Origin of the sequence: Subtercola sp. YIM 133946 (genome assembly GCF_036553535.1) — a bacterium.
Lineage (GTDB): Bacteria > Actinomycetota > Actinomycetes > Actinomycetales > Microbacteriaceae > Subtercola.
On record NZ_JAZHPE010000008.1, the window covers coordinates 16,667 to 36,031 of the forward strand.

Annotated in this window: 19 protein-coding genes and 1 tRNA gene; 14 read left to right on the forward strand and 6 right to left on the reverse strand. The window is 67.8% G+C overall.

Going from position 1 to position 19,365, the window contains the following annotated elements:
• Positions 1 to 70 precede the first annotated feature (70 nt).
• The 3 genes from V3W46_RS01555 to V3W46_RS01565 are packed head-to-tail and all read left to right on the forward strand — an operon-like array spanning position 71 to position 3,109.
• Positions 71 to 574, forward strand: a complete 504-nt coding sequence (locus V3W46_RS01555; RefSeq protein WP_331781325.1) for a cupin domain-containing protein — start codon at positions 71 to 73, stop codon at positions 572 to 574.
• Positions 571 to 2,064 (forward strand): amidohydrolase family protein, encoded by a 1,494-nt coding sequence (locus V3W46_RS01560; RefSeq protein WP_331781326.1) that lies wholly within the window; start codon positions 571 to 573, stop codon positions 2,062 to 2,064. Before V3W46_RS01555 ends, V3W46_RS01560 begins: the two co-directional genes overlap by 4 nt.
• 34 nt (positions 2,065 to 2,098) lie before the next feature.
• A complete protein-coding gene (locus V3W46_RS01565) occupies positions 2,099 to 3,109 on the forward strand; it encodes an adenosine deaminase (protein WP_331781327.1) in 1,011 nt (336 codons plus the stop codon).
• Between the two features lie 64 nt (positions 3,110 to 3,173).
• Here the strand turns inward: V3W46_RS01565 and V3W46_RS01570 are convergent, their stop codons facing one another.
• The 3 genes from V3W46_RS01570 to V3W46_RS01580 form a co-directional block, all read right to left on the reverse strand.
• Positions 3,174 to 4,373 carry a hypothetical protein gene (locus V3W46_RS01570; RefSeq protein ID WP_331781328.1) on the reverse strand — a complete coding sequence of 400 codons (1,200 nt, stop codon included), beginning with the start codon at positions 4,371 to 4,373 and terminating at the stop codon, positions 3,174 to 3,176.
• A 119-nt stretch (positions 4,374 to 4,492) separates the two neighbouring features.
• The gene (locus V3W46_RS01575) at positions 4,493 to 5,266 is read right to left on the reverse strand and encodes a VOC family protein (RefSeq protein WP_331781329.1); all 774 of its coding nucleotides are present in this window, start codon (positions 5,264 to 5,266) and stop codon (positions 4,493 to 4,495) included.
• A gap of 94 nt (positions 5,267 to 5,360) precedes the next feature.
• Positions 5,361 to 5,870 carry an Lrp/AsnC family transcriptional regulator gene (locus tag V3W46_RS01580; protein ID WP_331781330.1) on the reverse strand — a complete coding sequence of 170 codons (510 nt, stop codon included), beginning with the start codon at positions 5,868 to 5,870 and terminating at the stop codon, positions 5,361 to 5,363.
• A gap of 147 nt (positions 5,871 to 6,017) precedes the next feature.
• On the opposite strand from V3W46_RS01580, the gene ald reads away from it, so the two are divergent.
• Positions 6,018 to 7,139: an alanine dehydrogenase gene (ald, locus tag V3W46_RS01585; protein WP_331781331.1), complete on the forward strand. Its 1,122-nt coding sequence runs from the start codon at positions 6,018 to 6,020 to the stop codon at positions 7,137 to 7,139.
• Positions 7,140 to 7,248: 109 nt separating this feature from the next.
• Here ald and V3W46_RS01590 read toward each other — a convergent pair whose 3' ends face one another.
• Together V3W46_RS01590 and V3W46_RS01595 are read right to left on the reverse strand one after the other, a co-directional pair.
• Complete coding sequence (locus V3W46_RS01590; protein ID WP_331781332.1) at positions 7,249 to 8,232, reverse strand: alpha/beta fold hydrolase; 984 nt, start codon at positions 8,230 to 8,232, stop codon at positions 7,249 to 7,251.
• A 124-nt stretch (positions 8,233 to 8,356) separates the two neighbouring features.
• Positions 8,357 to 8,944 carry a TetR/AcrR family transcriptional regulator gene (locus V3W46_RS01595; RefSeq protein ID WP_331781333.1) on the reverse strand — a complete coding sequence of 196 codons (588 nt, stop codon included), beginning with the start codon at positions 8,942 to 8,944 and terminating at the stop codon, positions 8,357 to 8,359.
• A 99-nt stretch (positions 8,945 to 9,043) separates the two neighbouring features.
• Here V3W46_RS01595 and V3W46_RS01600 point away from each other — a divergent pair, with 99 nt between their 5' ends.
• The 9 genes from V3W46_RS01600 to V3W46_RS01640 all read left to right on the forward strand — a co-directional run bounded on the left by V3W46_RS01600 (position 9,044) and on the right by V3W46_RS01640 (position 17,736).
• The gene (locus V3W46_RS01600) at positions 9,044 to 9,799 is read left to right on the forward strand and encodes an SDR family NAD(P)-dependent oxidoreductase (RefSeq protein ID WP_331781334.1); all 756 of its coding nucleotides are present in this window, start codon (positions 9,044 to 9,046) and stop codon (positions 9,797 to 9,799) included.
• A gap of 82 nt (positions 9,800 to 9,881) precedes the next feature.
• Positions 9,882 to 9,958: transfer RNA gene (locus V3W46_RS01605), tRNA-Arg, on the forward strand.
• Positions 9,959 to 10,228: 270 nt separating this feature from the next.
• Positions 10,229 to 11,545: an ABC transporter substrate-binding protein gene (locus tag V3W46_RS01610; RefSeq protein WP_443069908.1), complete on the forward strand. Its 1,317-nt coding sequence runs from the start codon at positions 10,229 to 10,231 to the stop codon at positions 11,543 to 11,545.
• 94 nt (positions 11,546 to 11,639) lie between these two features.
• Positions 11,640 to 12,530, forward strand: a complete 891-nt coding sequence (locus V3W46_RS01615; protein WP_331781335.1) for a carbohydrate ABC transporter permease — start codon at positions 11,640 to 11,642, stop codon at positions 12,528 to 12,530.
• Positions 12,527 to 13,366, forward strand: a complete 840-nt coding sequence (locus tag V3W46_RS01620; protein WP_331781336.1) for a carbohydrate ABC transporter permease — start codon at positions 12,527 to 12,529, stop codon at positions 13,364 to 13,366. The genes V3W46_RS01615 and V3W46_RS01620 overlap by 4 nt, the downstream gene beginning before the upstream one ends.
• A gap of 10 nt (positions 13,367 to 13,376) precedes the next feature.
• Entirely contained in the window at positions 13,377 to 14,444 is a 1,068-nt protein-coding gene (locus V3W46_RS01625; RefSeq protein WP_331781337.1) for a LacI family DNA-binding transcriptional regulator, read from the forward strand.
• Between the two features lie 2 nt (positions 14,445 to 14,446).
• Positions 14,447 to 15,436: a glycosyl hydrolase family 32 gene (locus tag V3W46_RS01630; protein ID WP_331781338.1), complete on the forward strand. Its 990-nt coding sequence runs from the start codon at positions 14,447 to 14,449 to the stop codon at positions 15,434 to 15,436.
• Entirely contained in the window at positions 15,433 to 16,377 is a 945-nt protein-coding gene (locus V3W46_RS01635) for a carbohydrate kinase family protein (RefSeq protein WP_331781339.1), read from the forward strand. The genes V3W46_RS01630 and V3W46_RS01635 overlap by 4 nt, the downstream gene beginning before the upstream one ends.
• A gap of 30 nt (positions 16,378 to 16,407) precedes the next feature.
• Positions 16,408 to 17,736, forward strand: a complete 1,329-nt coding sequence (locus V3W46_RS01640) for a NosD domain-containing protein (protein ID WP_331781340.1) — start codon at positions 16,408 to 16,410, stop codon at positions 17,734 to 17,736.
• A gap of 23 nt (positions 17,737 to 17,759) precedes the next feature.
• Here the strand turns inward: V3W46_RS01640 and V3W46_RS01645 are convergent, their stop codons facing one another.
• Positions 17,760 to 18,359, reverse strand: coding sequence for a TetR/AcrR family transcriptional regulator (locus V3W46_RS01645; protein ID WP_331781341.1), 600 nt, complete (start codon positions 18,357 to 18,359; stop codon positions 17,760 to 17,762).
• Positions 18,360 to 18,475: 116 nt separating this feature from the next.
• On the opposite strand from V3W46_RS01645, the gene V3W46_RS01650 reads away from it, so the two are divergent.
• Positions 18,476 to 19,357: an NAD-dependent epimerase/dehydratase family protein gene (locus tag V3W46_RS01650; protein WP_331781342.1), complete on the forward strand. Its 882-nt coding sequence runs from the start codon at positions 18,476 to 18,478 to the stop codon at positions 19,355 to 19,357.
• The last annotated feature ends 8 nt before the right edge of the window (positions 19,358 to 19,365 follow it).

The window sequence follows — 19,365 nt, forward strand, 5'->3', positions numbered from 1 at the left end:
ACGACCGGAGGCGGCGCAGCGGCCAGAATGGAACGAGAAGAACGACCGAACAGAGATACAGGAGCGATGCGTGACCGACGAAGTGGGGGCGCCGGGGCAGGTCGCCAGGCGTATGGTCGACGGCCGGTTGATCGAGTGGCTCGACGTTCCGCCGCGAGCGGCGCTGCTGGGGCTCGAACCGCACCCTGAGGGCGGCTGGTACCGCCGAACGTGGGCCTCGGCCGCCGCCGTGACGACGAACGGGGCGAGCCGGCCGGCGGCCACGAGCATCCACTTTCTTCTGCCGCCCGGCGAGGCGTCGGCCTGGCACCGGGTCGACTTCGACGAGCTGTGGTTCTGGCACGGGCCCGACGACGTGATGGTGCAGCTCGGCGGTGCCGGCGAGACGCCCGCGTTCTCGGGCGAGAACGCGAAGATCATCACGCTCGGCGGTGACATCGAGCGTGGTGCGCACCCGCAGATCGTCGTGCCGGCCGGGGTGTGGCAGCGCACGCTGCCGGGCGACGGCGAGGCGCTGGTGAGCTGCGTGGTGTCGCCGGGCTTCTCGTTCGACGCGTGGACGCTCGCCGAGTGAGCGGCCCCGGCGGCTCCGACCAGAGAGCGGCTGACGGCCCTGCCGTCGCGGCGCACATCGACGGCGACCGCCTGCTGCGGGCCGACTTCGTGGTCACCATGAACGATGCGCTCGAGGTGGTTCCCGGCGGCGCGGTGCTCGTCAGGGGCAGTCAGATCGAGGCGGTCGGTGCGGCATCCGACCTGGCGGCCCGCTACCCCCGGGCAGACGTCGTCGACCTGGCCGGCCGGCTGCTGATGCCCGGGCTCGTCAACGCGCACCACCACTCGGGCGTGCTGCGCGGAACCGCCGAACACCTGCCGGTGTGGGAGTGGTTGCGCCTGCACATCGACCCCATGCACCGCGTGCTGCGGCCCCACGAGGCCGAGGCCGCATCGTGGCTCTGCTACGCCGAAGGGCTGCTCTCGGGCACCACCACCGTGGTCGACATGTGGCGCTACATGCAGGGCAGCGCCAGGGCGGCGGATGCCCTCGGCAACCGCCTCGTCACCGTGAACTACGTCGGCGCCCACCCCGACTACGACTACTTCGACACGCTCGACGACAATGAGGCGATGCTCGAACAGTGGAGCGCGGGTGGCGCCGCAGCGGCGGGCGCCGCGAGCGGCGTCGGCGGGGGAGCGGGCGGGCGCATCTACCCGTGGGTGGGGCTCGAGCATCCGTTCTACGCCGACGAGGCCGGGCAGCGACGGGCCCTCGCGCTGGCTGAGAAGTACGACACCGGGTTCTACACGCACTGCAGTGAGAGCCAGATCGAGGTCGCCGAGTTCGAGGCGCGATACGGGGCGCGACCCATGTTCGCGCTCGAGAAGCTGGGGTTCTTCGATGTTCCGCGGGCGATGATCGCGCACGCCGTGTGGCTCGACGCCGCCGAGGTGTCGCTGATCGCCTCGCGCGGGGTCGGCGTCTCGCACAACCCCGTGAGCAACATGAAGCTCGCCAGCGGTATGGCGCCCGTGGCCGAGTACCTCGCGGCGGGCGTGAACGTGGGCATCGGCACCGACGGCGAGAAGGAGAACAACAACCTCGACATGTTCGAAGAGATGAAGGTCGCCTCGCTGCTCGGCAAACTGCGCACCATGGACGCGGCGGCGATGGACAGCTGGCCGGTGCTGCAGATGGCCACCAGGGGCGGCGCCCGCGCGCTCGGCCTCGACGCCGTGATCGGCTCGCTCGAGCCCGGCAAGAAGGCCGACCTGATTGCGGTTCGCACCGACACACCGCGCATGACTCCGCTCATCGGCTCGGGGCCGTACGCCAACCTGCACCACAACCTCGTGCACGCCGTTCGCGGCAGCGACGTCGACCTGACGATGGTCGACGGTCGCCTGCTGGTTCAGGATGGCCGGCTGCTCACCGCCGACCTGGCCGACCTCATCGCCCGGGCCCGCGCGGTCGTGCCCGACCTCTTCGCCCGTCGCACGGCCTACCTCGCCTCGGTCTCGGACGCCTCGGGCCCTGCGGGCCTCTTCACGCCGCCGGCCGCCTGACCTCGGCGGCCAGCGGGTGGGCGAGAATGGGGGCATGACGCCTGCGCTGTACGAGTTGCCGAAAGCCGAACTGCACCTGCACATCGAGGGCACGCTCGAACCCGAGATGGTGTTCGCGCTCGCCGAGCGCAACGGCATCGAGCTGCCGTTCGAGAGCGTCGACGACTGGAAGGGCCGGCTGCAGTTCGCCTCGCTGCAGCCGTTTCTCGACCTGTACTTCGCCAGCAGCATCGTGCTGCGGCAGGAGCAGGACTTCTACGACCTCGCCGCCGCCTACCTGACGAAGGCGCACGGGCAGGGTGTGCGCCACGTCGAGATGTTCTTCGACCCGCAGGCCCACACCCAGCGCGGCGTGGCGCTCGACGACGTCATCACGGGGTTGAAGAGGGCGATGGATGACGCTCACGCCGAACTCGGCATCACCGGCGGCCTCATCCTGTGCTTTCTGCGTGACCTGCCCGTCGAGAGCGCCTTCGCCACGCTCGACGCCGTGTCGCCCCGCGCGCTCGCGGGCGACATCATCGGGGTCGGGCTCGACTCGACCGAGGTCGGCTACCCGCCCGAGATCTTCACCGAGGTCTACGCCCGCGCCCGCGGCCTCGGCCTGCACTGCGTCGCCCACGCCGGCGAAGAGGGCGGGCCCGAGTTCGTCGAGGGCTCGCTCGACGCCCTGAAGTGCGAGCGCATCGACCACGGAATCCGCAGCCTGCAGAACCCCGCCCTCGTCGAGCGACTGCGCGAGAGCCAGGTGCCGCTGACGGTGTGCCCGCTGTCGACCGTCGCACTGCGCGGGGTCTCGACGCTCGCTGAGCATCCGCTGCCCCGCATGCTCGAGGCCGGGCTGCTCGTCACCCTCAACTCAGACGACCCGTCGTACTTCGGCGGGTACATCGGCGACAACTACATCGCTGTGCAAGAGACCTTCGGGTTCACGGATGCCGCGATGGCGGCCCTCGCCATGAACTCGATCGCCGCCTCGTTCGCGCCCGCCGCCCGCAAGGCCGAGCTGCGCGCGGCCGTGGCGGCCTGGGTCGCTGCGCGCTGATCGGGCTGCCGCGCGGGCTGCGCGTGCCGCTCCCGCGGGCTGAGGCGCGCCGTGCACACGACGGCTACGGCGTGATCGAGTCGACGTAGGCGAACGCCTCGGCGATGAGCGGCGCCCACCGCTCGGTCGCGCCGGGCCCGGCGGTCACCCACTCCCGCAGTTCGCGCTGGCGCATCACCATGCGCTCGACGACGCGGGCCGGCTCGGCCGCGAGTTCGTCAGCTCGGGCGGCCGGCACCTTCACCACGAGCGCGCCGCGGGAGCCGACGAACGCGAACACCTTGCCCCGGATGCGCAGCCCCTCGCTGCCGAACATCGGCCCGATGTCGACCCCCGGCCGCTCGAGCAACCCGGCCGCGATCGAATCGAAGGCCGCGCGCGCCTTCTCCTCCGGCGTCACCCCGGAGGACGCGGAAGACTCCGCCGCCCACGCCGCGATGGCCGGGTAGAGCTGCTCGATGGTCGCCGCCCGGTACGTCGGCCGGGCATCCGGGGCCGCCAGGCGCTCGATGAGGGCCGTCTCGCAGCCGAGCGCGGCAGCCGGGGCGAGGTCGTTGCGCCAGATGTCTCCCACGCTGAGCAGGGCGGCCGGATGCCCGGCGAGCCCGTCGCGGTCGAGCAACCCCTGAACGATAACCCCCATCTTCGCCGGTTTGCCCGCCGACGTGATCACCTCGTCGAAGCACTGCGTGAGGCCTAGGTGTTCGAGCTGCTGCGTCACGCCCGTCTCCGGAGCATTCGTCACCAGCACCACGCGGGTCGCCTCGGGCAGCCCCGCCAGCAGCTCCACCAGCCCCTCGGGCGCCGTCGTCTCGATCGCTCCCGACGCGAGCTCCTCCCGGCTGCCCGCGTACGCCGCGCTCAGTTGCGCGTCGCCGATGCCGCGCGATCGGGCCAGCCGCTCGGCCGCCTCGTACCCGTCGACGCTGTTCGCCACGATCTCCAGGGCGTCTCGAACCGCCTGGCCGCCGCCGTTCTCTTCCGCGCCGGGCCCGGCGGCTGTCGCTCCGGCCGCCTGGCCGTCAGCGCCGCCTTCTTGCGAGGGTATCTGCCCGGCATCCGCCGCCGCTCCGGCCACCCCACCGCTCTCGCCCGCCGCGAGGTACCGCTCGACGACGTGCCGCACCCGTGGCATCGTCGCGTTTCCGGCCTGCGCCGCGAGCGCCTCGTCGAGCAGCCGCGCGTACGCGTACACAGGCGCGTCGCCGAGGCACACGGTTCCGTCGAAGTCGAGCACCAGCACCCGCGTGTCAGTCGTCACCATCTGTCAATTCAACCGCAGCTGTCAATCCACCGCTGCCGCGGCCATCGACTTTAGACTTCGGAACAGTCGGGGGCCGAAACACCCACCCGAAGGCGTAACTCGATCGAGCTGAGGGCTGGTCAGCCGTTGATGATGAAGAAGGTGCCGCCCTGGGGGTCGGTGAGAGCAGCGAAGCGTCCGACGCCCGCCATGTCGACGAGCGGCTCGGCCACCGACGCGCCGAGGCTGGTGGCCAGGGCGACGGTGGCGTCGGGGTCGTCGACGGCGAAGTGGACGAACCAGGCCGGTGCGGCATCCGGAGCCGTCTCGGGCACCTGCATGATGCCCGCCACGCTGCGCCCGCCCGCCTGCAACTGGGTGTAGTCGCCGGCGTCGCCCATGGGCGCAGTCTCACTGCCGACGCCGAAGGTCGCCTCGTAGAAGGGCAGCACGCTCGGCACATCGGCGACGTGCAGCTCGCTCCACACCACGGCACCGTGCTCGTTCACGACCGCCGAGCCGATGTGGCCGATGGCCTGCCACACCGAGATGGGGGCGCCGGCCGGGTCGATCAGCCGGCCGGTGCGGCCCGAACCCGGAATCTCGTCGACGGCGACGTCGATCGTTCCGCCCGCGGAGACGCCCCGGGCGACCGCTGCGTCGGCGTCGTCGACGGCGATGTAGGTGTTCCACGAGGTGGGGGCGTCGTCGAAGCGCTGCATGAGCCCGACGACGTTCTTCCCGTGCAGCGTCGCCATGTAGTAGGTGAGGCCGCTGCCTTCGGGGCCCATCGGGTAGGCGTCGAACTGCCAGCCGAAGAGCGCCCCGTAGAACGCCATGGCCCCGTTCGCGTCGCTGGTGATGACGTCGGCCCAGCAGGGAACGCCCTGTTCGTACTTCTCGACGATCGACATGGCGCCCAACCTACTCGTGGTCTCCCGACCCGGCAACGGTCGAGACGAGGATTCGTCGCATTGTTCAAGACAGGGGCGGGCTCGAGGGCCGGGCTCACGTCACAACATGCTCGAACACGATGCTCGTGCGCGTCGACGCCACCGACAGGTGCGCCGACAGGTTCGACACCACGAACTCCCGCAGGTGGTCGCTGTCACGCGTCGCCACGTGGATCACGAAGTCTTCGGCGCCGCCCAGGAAGAACAGCTGCACCACCTCGGGCCGCTGCCTGATCTCGTCGCTGAACACGGCGATGCTCTGCCGCGCTCCCGACTTGATGCTCACGCTGATCAGGGCCTGCAGGCTCAACCCGAGCGCGGCCGGCGAGACGAGGGCGGTGTAGCCGGTGATCACTCCGCGTTCTTCGAGCGAACGCACGCGGGTGATGCACGTCGACTGCGCAATACCGGCCAGCTCGGCGAGGCGGCTGTTCGGCATCCGCCCGTTCTTACGCAGGGCCTCGACGAGTGTCGCGTCGATGTCGTCGAGCTCGCCGCCGGGCCCGCCTGCCCCGCCAGCCCCGCCGAGACCATCGGATGCCCGTGGATTCTTCGAACTAACCACTGCCCCGCACTCCCTTTCGTGAAGATCTGCGCCCTTCAGAGTCATTCTGCCGCAGTATTCACCGACTTAATGTGCCTGAAACGAGCATTCTGCAGAATTGAGGCATCGAGTTTGACGAGACGCTTCACTGAGCCGACGGAGACGAACGTGCTGGTTGGTATTCCCACCGAGGTCAAGAACAACGAGAAGCGGGTCGCCGCCACCCCCGCCGGCGTGCACGAGCTGGTCAGGCGCGGCCACGATGTCGTGGTGCAGTCGGGGGCGGGGCTCGGCTCTCGCATCACCGACGACGACTACCAGACCGCGGGGGCGCGCATCGTCGCGACGGCCGACGAGGTGTGGGCGGCCGCCGACCTGCTGCTGAAGGTGAAGGAGCCCATCGCGCCGGAGTACGCCCGGCTGCGCTCCGGCCAGGTGCTGTTCACGTACCTGCATCTCGCCGCCTCCCGTGAGTGCACCGACGCCCTCATCGCGTCGGGCACGACGGCCATCGCCTATGAGACGGTGCAGCTCGCCGACCGCAGCCTCCCGCTGTTGCAGCCGATGAGCGAGGTCGCGGGCCGCCTGTCGGTTCAGGTCGGCGGCTACCACCTGATGAGCGCGGCCGGCGGCCGGGGCATCCTGCTCGGCGGCGTGCCCGGAACCCCCAAGGCCAAGGTCGTCGTCATCGGCGGCGGGGTCGCGGGCGAGCACGCGGCGGCCGACGCCCTCGGCATGGGTGCCGACGTCACGGTCATCGACGTGTCGCTGCCGCGCCTGCGCCAGCTCGAGGTGCAGTTCGGCGGGCACATCCAGACCCGCGCGTCGAGCGCCTACGAGATCGCGGCCCAGCTGCGTGACGCCGACCTCGTGATCGGCTCGGTGCTCATTCCGGGCGCCGCCGCCCCCAAGCTCGTCACCGACGACATGGTCGCGGCCATGAAGCCCGGTTCGGTGCTCGTCGACATCGCCATCGACCAGGGCGGCTGCTTCGAGGGCTCCCACCCCACCACCCACGACGACCCCATCTTCGAGGTGCACAACAGCATCTACTACTGCGTGGCGAACATGCCGGGCGCTGTTCCTGAGACGTCGACCACCGCGCTCACCAACGCCACCCTGCCATACGTGCTGACGCTGGCCGACAAGGGCTGGCAGCGGGCGGTTCAGGATGATCCCGCCCTCGCCTCGGGCCTGAGCATCCACGCGGGTGCCGTCACGAACCCGCACGTCGCGGCGGCCCTCGCACTGCCGTTCACCCCGCCCCTCGAGGCTGCGGCCTCGGCCTGACCCGTATGGTCACGCGGAGTGCCGCGCCGGCGGGGGCGCCGTGCCGGAAGCCCCCAGCGCCCCGCCGTGCCCGCCGCGCCCCGCCGCGCCCCGCCGCGCCCCGCCGATGTCAGCAGGGCGTAGGGGCGGCGGCTCCGAACGAGGCGGGCAGCGGAGTGCCTCGGTCGAGGTGCGCGAACCACGGCAGCACCGTGTCCATCGCACGGAAAGCCACGAGCCCGTGCCCTGTCGCGGCGACGCTGACGTAGGTGACCTGCGCGCCGAGAGCGCATTGGTCGCGGGCGAAGTCGGCCGTGTCGCCGGGCCGCACCAGCGTGTCGGTGTCGCCCTGCGCGACATACAACGGCACGGGCATCGCGGTCGCACCAGGCGTGTTCGCCGCGAGCAGTGACGCCCACGGCTCGACGGTGGTCGGGTCCGCGGCCAGATACTGGCCGATCAGCGGCGTGGCGATCTCGTGCAGCCGGGAGTTCTGCGCCAGCAGGCAGAGGTCGTTCATGGCCGGCGTCGCAGCGGCCCCGGCCGGCGTCAGAATCGACAAGAGGGTGGCGCCCGGCGTGGTCGGCCCGTATACGTTCGCGTAGGCCTGAAAGGCGTAGGCCCCGATCGTCACCCCCGAGACGTCGCCGATGTCGGCCTTCAGCAACGCTCCGAGTTCGGTGGCGGGCGCAGCGACCGCCACGCCCAGCAGGTTCAGTTCGGGAGCGTACGACCGGGCATCCTGAGCCGCGAACAGCGCCGCGTGCCCGCCCTGCGAGTGCCCCCACAGCAGCAGCCGGCTGCCAGCCCCGGCCCCGGCGATCTGCCGCGCCGCCCGCGCCGCATCGAGCACGCTGTTGCCCTCGGTGGTTCCGATCAGGTACGAGTCGGGCCCGGGCGCGCCGAGACCGGGGTAGTCGGTGGCCGCCACCACGTACCCGGCCGCCAGAAGCCGGTCGAGACCCTCGATGCCGAACGGATCGATCACACCGACGAGGCTGGCCGGGTCGACGTTCAGCGACGGGGCGCAGTCGGCGGCGACTCCGGTGGTCGGATGTAGGCACCCTCGAGCAGTCGCCGTTCGAGCGACGAGTAGCTGCCCGTGAGCAGGCACACCGCGAGCGTGACACCACGATGGCGACGCCGCGCACCACCCGTCGCGCGGCCCCGTCGCCCGCCCCGTCCCTGCCCATGCCCGAACTCTAGTGCGCCCCGCCGCCTCTGGCGCAGCGCCGTCTCTAGTGCGCCCCGCCGCGCGGCCACCACTCCGGCAGCAGCCGCTGATAGGCCTGCAGCACGCCGTCGATGCTGCGGGGCTCCGGCCCGTCGAGCCAGGCCGTGATCACGCCCACCGTTCCGTTCGAGATGTAGCTCGCGGCGAGGTCGGTCAGCCCCGGCAGAGCGGCCTCGTCGTCGATCGTGATCGAGTGCTGCTCGACCAGCAGTCGAATTGAGGCCTCGAAGTGCGAGCTGAGCAGGGCGTGCAGGCTGGCGGCGCCGCTGTCTTCGCTCAGCCCGAGCCGGTAGATCGCAGCGTGCTCGTCGACGTGCTGCAGCACCGCCCGGGTGACGTCGCTGATCGCGGCGCCGGCGTCGGCGGGCCGGATGCCCGTGAGGTACCGGTCTCGCAACGCGTCGAGTTCGTCGCCCAGCAGCTGCACGAGCAGTGTCTGGGGAGAGCTCGCGTGTTCATAGAAGGTCGATCGGTTCAGCTCGGCTAGCGCTGCAAGTTCAGACACCGTCACCTCGTTCACTGGGCGAGCGGACGCCAACTCGTAGACCGCGCGCTGCAGCTTGTCGCGGGTTCGTCGCTGGCGGGCATCCATCTGCCCAGCCTAGACGATTTCGTCGGATAACCAACAGCTGTTGGATAAGGGAGTAGAGTCGACCTATTGGTTTTCATACAGAAAGAAGAGTGGAATCTCATGGCTACATATGATGTTGCGGGCCGTTCGGCCATCGTCACCGGGGCAGGCTCGGGCATCGGCCGCGCTGTCGCGCTGGAGCTCGCCGCGAGCGGCGCCGCGGTGCTGGTGACCGATATTCGACAGGAGCCTGCGCAGGCCGTCGTCGACGAGATCCGTGCCGCGGGCGGCACAGCAGAAGTGCTGGTCGGCGACGTTTCAGACCCCGAATTCGCCGTGCAGAGTGTCGAGGCCGCCAACGCCCTCGCCCCGCTGCGCATCGCCGTGAACAACGCCGGCATCGGTGGCCAGGCCGCCCAGATCGGCGACTACTCGCTCGACAGCTGGCGCACCGTGATCGAGATCAACCTCAACGCCGTGTTCTACGGCCTCAAGGCGCAGCTGCCCGCCATTGCCGCGAACGGCGGCGGATCGATCGTCAACATGGCCTCGGTGCTCGGCAGCGTCGGCATCCCATCGTCGTCGGCCTATGTCACCGCCAAGCACGGCCTCGTCGGTCTCACCAAGAACGCCGCGCTCGAGTACGGAGCCCAGAACGTGCGCACCAACGCCGTGGGCCCCGGGTTCATCCAGACTCCGTTGATCGACGCCAACCTCAGCGCCGAGGCGAAGGATGCGCTGGCCGCGAAGCACGCGCTCGGCCGCCTGGGCCAGCCCGAAGAGGTCGCCGCGCTCGTCGCCTTTCTGTCGAGCGACGCCGCATCGTTCATCTCGGGCAGCTACCACCTGGTCGACGGCGGATACGCCGCCCAGTGATCGCGCAGGCACTCGTGTCGCGGCGACATTGCTCGGCATGGTAGTGTTTTCCCTTGTGTGAAAAGTCACTTCTCACACAGATGCGCCCGTAGCTCAGCTGGATAGAGCGTCTGACTACGGATCAGAAGGCCGGGGGTTCGAATCCCTCCGGGCGCACCACCGAAAGCCCCCGCGAGTGCGGGGGCTTTCCTGGTTGTTGGCTCTCCCTGGGCTGCTCCACTTCAATCTCCACACGAACTCGGCGCACGGCAGGCGCTGGCATCGTGCCTCAGCCGCGCGGGCGGAAGCCAAAAAGTTTTGGCACCCGGATTTGATTGACAACGCATTCGGCAGCGCCTAACTTCATGCCAATACGTTTTGTCAAAACGTTTTAGCACCCATAGAATCATTCACGAGTGGCCCACAGCCGCACACAACGAAATCGGAGTAATGATGCTTCGCACCACCACAGGGCTCAGGCGCATGTCGCGCCGAGCCCGCGCCACGTCGGCCATTGCGGTCGGCGCGGTCGCCCTTCTCGCCCTCAGCGCCTGCGGCGCTGGCGGCTCGACCGCCAGTTCCAGTTCGGGCGCCAAGAGCCTGACCGTTCTCGTCGAGGCCGGCGGCCACGGCGAGCTCCAGCCCATTGCAGACGCCTACGAGCAGCAGACCGGCACGAAAGTGACCTTCGTCGAGTTGCCGTACGACGGCCTCTACAACCGACTGAACAGTGAGTTCAGCTCGGGCACGGTCTCGTTCGACGTCGCCGCGCTCGACGCGATCTGGCTTCCCGCCTTCAAAGACGCGCTCACCCCGTTGAACGACATGTACACCGACGACGTCAAGGCAGATTTGTTCCCATCGCTCGTCGACGGAGCTCAGATCGACGGAAACTATGTCGGGATGCCCGCCTGGGCCAACTCAGAGATTCTGTACTACCGCACCGATCTCTTCAACGACCCGACCCAGCAGGCGAATTTCAAGGCGAAGTACGGGTACGACCTCGTTCCGCCGACGACCTGGCAGCAGTACAGCGATGTCGCGGCGTTCTTCACCCAGCCCGACGCGGGACTGTACGGAACCAGCGTGAAGGGAGCGGTCGAGACGGAATGGCTCGCGAACCTCTCACAGGCGGGCGAGAAGAACATGGTCATCGACTCGAGTGGCAAGTCGACTCTCGGTGACAAGGCCTCGCTCGACGCGCTGAACTTCTACACCAGCCAGGTTCCGAACGCCCCGGCGGGCGCCGCTCAGGTCGACTGGGCAGCCGCCCAGAACCTGTTCAACCAGGGCAAGACCGCGATGATGCTCTTCTGGGCGCACGCCTACGCGCAGATTCCCGCCGACGCACCGGTCGCGGGCAAGGTGGGGGTGGCGCCGATGATCGGCGGATCCGCCGGCATCGCCGGTGTTCCCGGGCCGTGGTACCTCTCGGTGGCCAAGGCGAGCCCGAACCAGCAGGCCGGCCTCGACTTCCTGAAGTTCGCCTACGACAACAACGCTCTCTCAGTGAACAGCTCACTCGGTCTCGCGGCGCGCATCTCGGCGTTCGAGAAGTATCAGGATGACCCCAAGTACGCGGCCTTCAAGCCGCTGATCGCGACCCTGAACGCCCCGGCGACCATCGCGAGGCCGGCAAACCCGAAGTGGCAGCAGATCGTCGACTCGGTACTCATCCCGATGATCCAGAAGGCGGTCGTGCCCGGAGCAGACAACCAGCAGCTGCTGAATGACGCCAAAGCGCAAGTCGACGCCATAACCCAGTAAGCGCCAACCGGATGCACGGCTGCGGCCGGCGATGAGACCGTCGTCGGCCGCAGCCACCCCCAGCATGCCGCCCTCCCCAACCCGAAAGTGACCAGTGCGCATAACCGACCGCCGCTTCGCGGCACTCATGATGCTCCCTGCGGCCCTGTTCCTCGCCGTCTTCGTCGGCTGGCCGCTGGTGCAGTTCGTCTCCAACAGCTTCTTCGACATCAGCCCGATCGCGGGCGGCCCGCGCACCTTCATCGGTTTTGAGAACTACGTGAAGGCGTTCCAGTCTTCGGATTTCTGGAGTGCGGCGTGGCACACGATCGTCTACACCGTGATCGTCGTCACCCTCGAGTTCGTGATCGGCCTGGCCGTAGCGCTGCTGTTCTCTGCGCTCGGGGATTCGTCGCGGTTCCTGCGTACGATCTTTCTCTACCCGCTGATGATCGCGCCGATCGTCGCGGGTCTGTTGTGGAAGTTCCTGCTGATCGACAACTTCGGCATCGTGAACGAACTCTTGACCCGCGTCGGCATCCTTCATTCCACCGACCAGATCCAGTGGCTCAGTGACCCCAACATCGCGTTGTTCTCCGTCGCCCTGCCCGACATCTGGCTGACGACCTCGTTCATCACGCTGGTGCTCTTCGCGGGGCTTCAGAACGTGCCGGGCGACATCCTCGAGGCCGCACGAATCGACGGCGCACGCTACCCCACCATCATCTTCAGAATCGTCATTCCCCTGCTGCGGCCGGTGATCGCCGTGGCGCTCATCGTTCGCGGCATCGATGCGGCTCGCGTCTTCGACGTGATCCTCATCCAGACCAACGGCGGCCCGCAGGGCAGCACGGAGACCATGTCACTGCTGATCTACCGCACGCTCGTGAGATTCGGAGAACCCGGACTCGCCAGCGCGATGGGAACCATCTACCTGATCGTCATGATGGCGGTGGCCATCTTCGCCGTGTTCGCCATCTGGCGCCCGGGAAGTGATGCCCGATGAACGGCCTCGCCACCAGGCGGGTCAGTACCCGCGTCATCCTCTGGATCGTGCTGGTCGCGATCGTAGTGCTCTACGGCTTCCCCTTCATCTACATGCTTCTCACCTCGTTCAAGACGCCGGTCGAGACGATCGCAGTGCCGGCGAAGATCTTGCCTTCGGTCTGGACCCTCGAGAACTACGTCTCCGCGCTCACGCGTGACGGGGTGCTGGCTTCGTTCATCAACAGCGTGGTGACGGCGGTGCTGAGCACGCTCATCTCTCTCGTGCTCGCCGTTCCGGCGGCCTACGCCATCACCCGGTACCGCACCAGGCTCGGGCGCGTGTTCATCCTCGTCGCGCTGGTGACCAGGATGGTGCCCGCGATCGTCGTGGGGGCACCGATGATCGGCATTTTCCACACGCTGGGCATCTCTGACACCTCATTCGCGCTGGCGATCGCCGACACGACGATCTCGCTCCCCTTGTCTATCTGGCTGATGGCGAGCTTCTTCGAGGCGGTGCCCGACGAACTCGAGGAGGCAGCGAAGATCGACGGCGCGAGCCGGCTTGGTGCTCTCTGGCGCGTCGTCATCCCCGTCACTTCGGGCGGAATAGCGGTGACGGCGATCTTCGCCTTCCTCGCATCGTGGAACGACTTTCTGTTCGCCCTGTTGCTCACCGCTGTGCGCGCGCAGACGACTCCGATCGTCATCGCCAACCTGCAGACGCAGTTCGGGCTCGACTGGGGCACAATGACAGCACTTGCCGTTCTGTACTCGATTCCGGTCATCCTGCTGACCTTCGTTCTTCAGCGGCACATCGTCGCCGGGCTCACCCTCGGCGCCGTCAAGGGATAAGGGGAGGCAGATGGTTCGCAAACACATCGGCATCAGAGATGTCGCCGAGGCCGCCGGGGTGTCGGTCACCACGGTCTCCCACGTTCTGAACAACACCCCGCATTCCCGCACGAGCAGTGAGACCCGAGCGCGGGTGAAGGATGCCGCGGCCAGGCTCGGCTACGGTCCGAACCGAATGGCGCAGGGCCTCCGCACGCAGCGTTCGGGCATGATCGGGCTGCTGAGCGAGGAGATCGCCACCACCCCGCACGCCGGGCGCATCATCCTCGGCGCGCAGGAGACCGCTCGCGCCCACGACCTGACGTTGGTCATCATCAACTCCGAGCGCGACTCGAACGATGAGAACCACCGGGCCGATGTGGATGCCCTGCTGAACCGTCAGGTCGACGGAATCCTGTACGCGACCATGTACCACCGCGAACTCTCGCTGCCCGCTAATCTGCTGGGCACGCCCGCCGTACTCATCGACGCCAGCGACAGGGCAGGCCTGGTGCCCTCCGTTGTGCCCGACGAGGAGGGCGGTGCCGTTGCAGCCGTACAGGCGCTCACCGATGCCGGCCACCGGCGCATCGGCTTTCTCAACAACATCGACGACGTGCCGGCCACACACGGGCGCCTCGAAGGGTACCGAGCGGTTCTGTCGGCTGCGGGCATCCGGTTCGACCCCGGCCTCGTCTCGAACTCGCCCTCAGAGACGGCCGCGGGGTACGAGGCGGCGCGCGCGATGCTCGACCGGGCCGACAGGCCGACCGCCCTCTTCTGTTACAACGACCGCATGGCGATGGGCGCGTACAGGGCGGCCGCAGAACTGGGCCTGTCGATTCCGCGCGACCTGTCGATCGTCGGGTTCGACAACCAGGAACTCATCGCCGCGAACATCTACCCGGCTCTGACGACGGTCGCACTGCCGCACTACGAGATGGGTGCCTGGGCGGTCGAAACGCTCGTCGGCCTGATGGCCGGCCACGAGGAGCTTCGGCTACTGGCCGATCAACCGACGCTCATCGCCTGCCCGCTCGTGGAACGCGACTCGATCGCGCCACCACTCTCCACCGACCGCAACTCACCGAAGGACTGATCATGCTCCACCTTCCCGCAGCGTGGGTCTGGGACTTCTGGCTCGCCGACGACGGAGACCAGTTCCACCTCTTCTTCCTCAAGGCCTCGCGAGCTCTCATCGACCCCGACAGGAGGCACTGGCGCGCGAGCATCGGGCACGCGACGTCGACTGACCTCAGCACCTGGGTAGAGCAGCCCGACGCGCTCGTACCCGCCGACGGCCCCTCATTCGACGACCTCGCCACCTGGACCGGCTCGATCGTCAGAGACGATGCCGGTCTCTGGCGCATGTTCTACACCGGCGTCGACAGGGAGGGCCGCGGGCTCATCCAGCGGATCGGATCGGCGAGCTCCACCGACCTGACCGTCTGGAATCGTCACGAACCCACCGTCATCGAACCGGATTCGCGCTGGTACGAAACACTCGCCGACCGTTCGTGGCCCGACGAGGCGTGGCGGGACCCCTGGGTCTTCCGGTCGGAGGCAGATGGTCTGTGGCACATGCTCGTGACCGCGCGCGCAAAGGCCGGCGCGGTCGACCAGCGCGGCGTCGTCGGCCATGCGACCTCCGCAGACCTCTCGAAGTGGAGCGTCTCGGCGCCCCTCTCCAACCCCGGTGCAGGATTCGGGCAGCTCGAGGTCTTGCAGGTCGCACACGTCGACGGGCACGACGTGCTGCTGTTCTCCTGCCTCTCGTCCGAGCTCTCCGACGAGCGCAAGGCGCGAGGCGAACGAGGCGGAATCTGGGCCGTCAACGTGAGTTCGCCGACCGGGCCCTTCGAGATCGAGAACGCCTACCGGGTGGCAGACGAGACGCTCTACGTCGGCCGGCTCGTGCAGAACCGTCGCGGCGAATGGCATCTGCTCGCCTTCAAGAACACCGCCCCTGACGGAGAGTGGATCGGCGAGATCACCGACCCGATGCCCGTCGCCTGGGTCGATGGCAGGCTGTGCATCCCGCCGGCCCTCGCCAACCTCGAGACGAGCCTCTCAGCCAGCGAGTCGCGGTGAGCAGCGCCCTCGTCATCGGTGAGGCGTTGATGGATGTCGTCACGACGACGCCCGACGGCGCCCCGCACATAAAGCGGCATCCCGGCGGTTCACCGGCGAATGTCGCCCTGGGCCTCGCACGCCTCGACGTCACGACGCGCCTTCTGACGTCACTCGCACGCGACGCATTCGGCCGGATGATCGCCGCACACCTGCAGGATTCCGGTGTCTCGATAGTTACCGAGTCGTTCGGTGCAGAGCGCACGTCGAGCGCCGTCGCCACCATCAGACCAGGCGGGTCAGCGGACTACGACTTCGACGTCGTCTGGCAACTCCCCGACGGCCCGGCCGTGCCGCCGGCCGACATCGTGCACACCGGGTCGATCGCCGCTTTCCTGCAGCCCGGCGCCGAGCAGGTGTTCCAGATCATTGCGAGCCGGCCTGAGTCGCTGGTCTCGTTCGACCCGAACATCCGGCCTTCCCTCGTGCCGGATCGAGCACGCGTGAGCGCTCAGTTCGAGAGATTCGCGGGTGTCTCGCAGGTGGTGAAGCTCAGCGACGAAGACGCGTCTTGGTTGTACCCGGGCCGTGAGCTCGATGCGGTGCGGCACGACCTTTTCGACTCGGGTGTTCAGCTCGTCGCCGTCACGCTGGGCGCGGAAGGCTCGATGCTGTCGACCCGCGAGCACTCGGTCTCGATTGCAGCCCTTTCTGGCGTTCAGGGAGACACCATCGGAGCCGGAGACAGCTACATGGCGGCACTGCTCGCCGGCATCCTGAAGCTGCCCGCAGATTCGGGCGGCGCAGAACCAGCCGGCGCAGAGCGGCTCGCCGGTCTGCGGATGCATGACCTCGAGTCTCTGGCACGATTCGCCGCCTCTGCCGCCGCCGTCACGGTCAGCCGAAACGGTGCCGATCTGCCTCACTCGGCCGATCTCGCCGAATTCGCCCGGTCGATCTGACCACGTGCCCCGATACGAAACGGAGAACCTGTGCCCAGCGCCAACTACTACGACGTGACGACATGGCCCGTCGGCAATGCGGCCGTCGATGTCGGCGAGGTCATCAACAGCATCATCGCCGACATCAAGAACCGGCAGACCGCCGAGAACGGCAAGCCGGGCGCGGTGATCTACATTCCCCCGGGAGACCACCGCCTGCGCACCCAGGTCGTGATCGACATCAGCTTTCTGCGCATCGAGGGCTCGGGGCACGGCTTCACGTCGTCGAGCATCCGGTTCAATGTGCCCGAAGACGAGTGGCCAGACCTGCACGAGCTGTGGCCGGGAGGCAGCCGCATACTCGTGGACATCCCCCTCGGTGACGAATCGGCAGAGTCTGACGGTGCCGCGTTCTTCGTCGAACGAAGCGGCAGCCCGCGCATCAGTTCGGTTGAGTTCTCGAACTTCTGCATCGACGGCCTGCACTTCACCGCGGACGGTTCGGAGGTGCATCCCGAGAACACCTACGTCAACGGCAAGACAGGAATCTACGTCGAGAGCGCCAACGACTCCTTTCGCGTCACCGGCATGGGGTTCGTCTACCTCGAGCATGCCGTCACGATCCACAACGCCGATGCCCTGTCTGTGCATGACAACTTCATCGCCGAATGCGGAAGCTGCCTCGAACTGCGCGGATGGGGGCAGGCCTCGAAGATCACCGACAACCTGATCGGAGCCGGCCCCCACGGGTACTCGGTCTACGCCGAGAAACACGGCGGCCTGCTGGTCACCGCGAACAACGTCTTCCCCCGTGGGGCGAGCAGCATCCAGCTGAATGGCGTCACACGGTCGAGCATCACCAACAACCGCCTGCACTCGTTCTACCCCGGCATGGTGGTGCTCGACGCCGACAGCTCGGAGAACCTCATCGGGTCGAACCACTTCTTGCGCGATCACGAACCCTGGACCCCCTTTCTCGATGTCGACAATGGGCTCGACGATCTGTTCGGGCTTCTCCGCATCAACGGCAGCAACAACTCCGTCATCGGCAACCACTTCTCCGAGGTCATCGACGCGAGGCGGGTGAAACCGTCAGGGGTGACGCCTGTCATCATCCGACTGGCTGCGGGCGGGGCCAACTACGTTGCAAGCAACCACGTGGTGGCGGTCAATGTTCGCGCGGCGTCGAGCGAATCGGCGTTTGCCGCCCAGGTCGACGCTCTGCTGACGACCCGGGGCTGGGGCACCCTCGCCGTCACCTGTGTGGCGGTCGATGCTGCATCTGCTCGCAATACGATCCTCGACTCGGGCAGGGCCGACGAGGTCGACGTTGACACGGCCCTCAACGTCGTGAGGGTGACGCCCGCTCTCGGTCTGTAGACGCTGGCGCGCCGGTCTCGAGGTCAGGAGGGGTGAACGGATGCACGATCATCCGTCAACTCGCGCAGCGCCGCTTCATAGGCGGTGAGTTCGTCGTCGACGCTGGCGGCGAAGGCGGCGGGGGCGTCAGACGAAATCCAGGCCGCATAGCCCTCGTAGTAGGCCCTGACGCCCATGTCTGCGAGAAGACGAGCCTGGCGGGCGTCGCCGAGCCGTGATTCGAGCGCTTGCTGGAGTGCCTCGGTGATGGCGGCCCGTTTGAACGTGGCGCGCTCCTGCAGTTCGGGAGTCGTGGCGAGAAGCGGGTCGAGCAACCGTGCAACGTCTCGCAGATCTGCAGAGTGGCTCGCGCACAGTGACGCGATACCGGCGCGCACGAGTTCCATCGGGGAGGAGAGCGCGGGCGCCTCGAGCACCCCGCTCACGACCCCTTCGACGAGTACGTCTTGACCCTGGAAGAGGATCTCGCGTTTGTCGGCGAAGTGCCTGAACAGGGTCGTCTTCGTCAGACCGGCGTGGGCAGCGATCTGGGCAGCGGTCGTGGCGTCGTAACCGCGTTCGGTGAACAGCTCGATCGCCGCGCGCAGAAGGCGACCGCGCGCATCGGGCTCCCAACGACTCATGATCACCATCCTAGTGACGTTACCAAGTCACATCCCGTGTATAGTGACGTTACCGAGTCACATCAAAAGGATACGGGGCGAGCCTCCTCCCGCCTTCTCGAAACGGAGAACACACCATGCGCGTTTTCATCACCGGAGCCTCCGGGTGGATCGGATCGGCCCTGACCGCCGAACTCATCTCAGCGGGACACGACGTCACGGGCCTTGCTCGGTCTGATGCCTCTGCCGAGAAGATCACGGCGGCCGGCGGCACCGCAGTGCGTGGCACCATGCAGCACCACGACCTGATCGTGTCGGAAGCTCAGAAAGCCGATGCCTTCGCGCATCTGGCCTTCACGTTGGATTTCGCGGAATTCGACGAGGCCGTCGACAATGAGGTCGAGCTGATCAGCAAGATCGGCGCCGCCTACGAGGGAACCGGCAAGGCGTTCGTCGCTGCCTCCGGCACCCCGATCCTCGAAGGTCGAGTCGCCACCGAGGATGACGCACTTGACCCGGAGGGTCCGGCCGGCGCTCGCGCCCGAACGGCCGCCGCTGTGTTGGCACTGTCGGAGAGGGGTATTCGTTCCGCCCTGGTTCGCATGCCCCGGTCGGTTCACGGTCAAGGTGACAAGAACGGTCTCGTCACCGCCCTCGTCGGCCTCGACCGCCAACTGGCAACCGCGGCTTACATCGGCGACGGAGCGAACCGGTGGCCCGCCGTGCACATCTCCGACGCCGCACGAATCTTCTTCCTCGCCCTCGAGAAGGCGCCCGCAGGCGCCGTCCTCCATGCCGTCGGCGAGGAGGGTGTGCCCATGGGTCAGGTCGCCGCCGTCATCGCGGCCAAAACGGGCCTGCCCGCAGCACCAGTCGATGCCGAACAGCTCGGCGTGTTCGGCGCCCTCCTCGGTGCAGACCAGCCCGCGTCTGCCATCATGACCCGGAGGCTCCTGCTGTGGGAACCGACTGGTCCGACACTCATCGACGACCTCGAGGCCGGCTACTACACCGACTGAACCGAGCA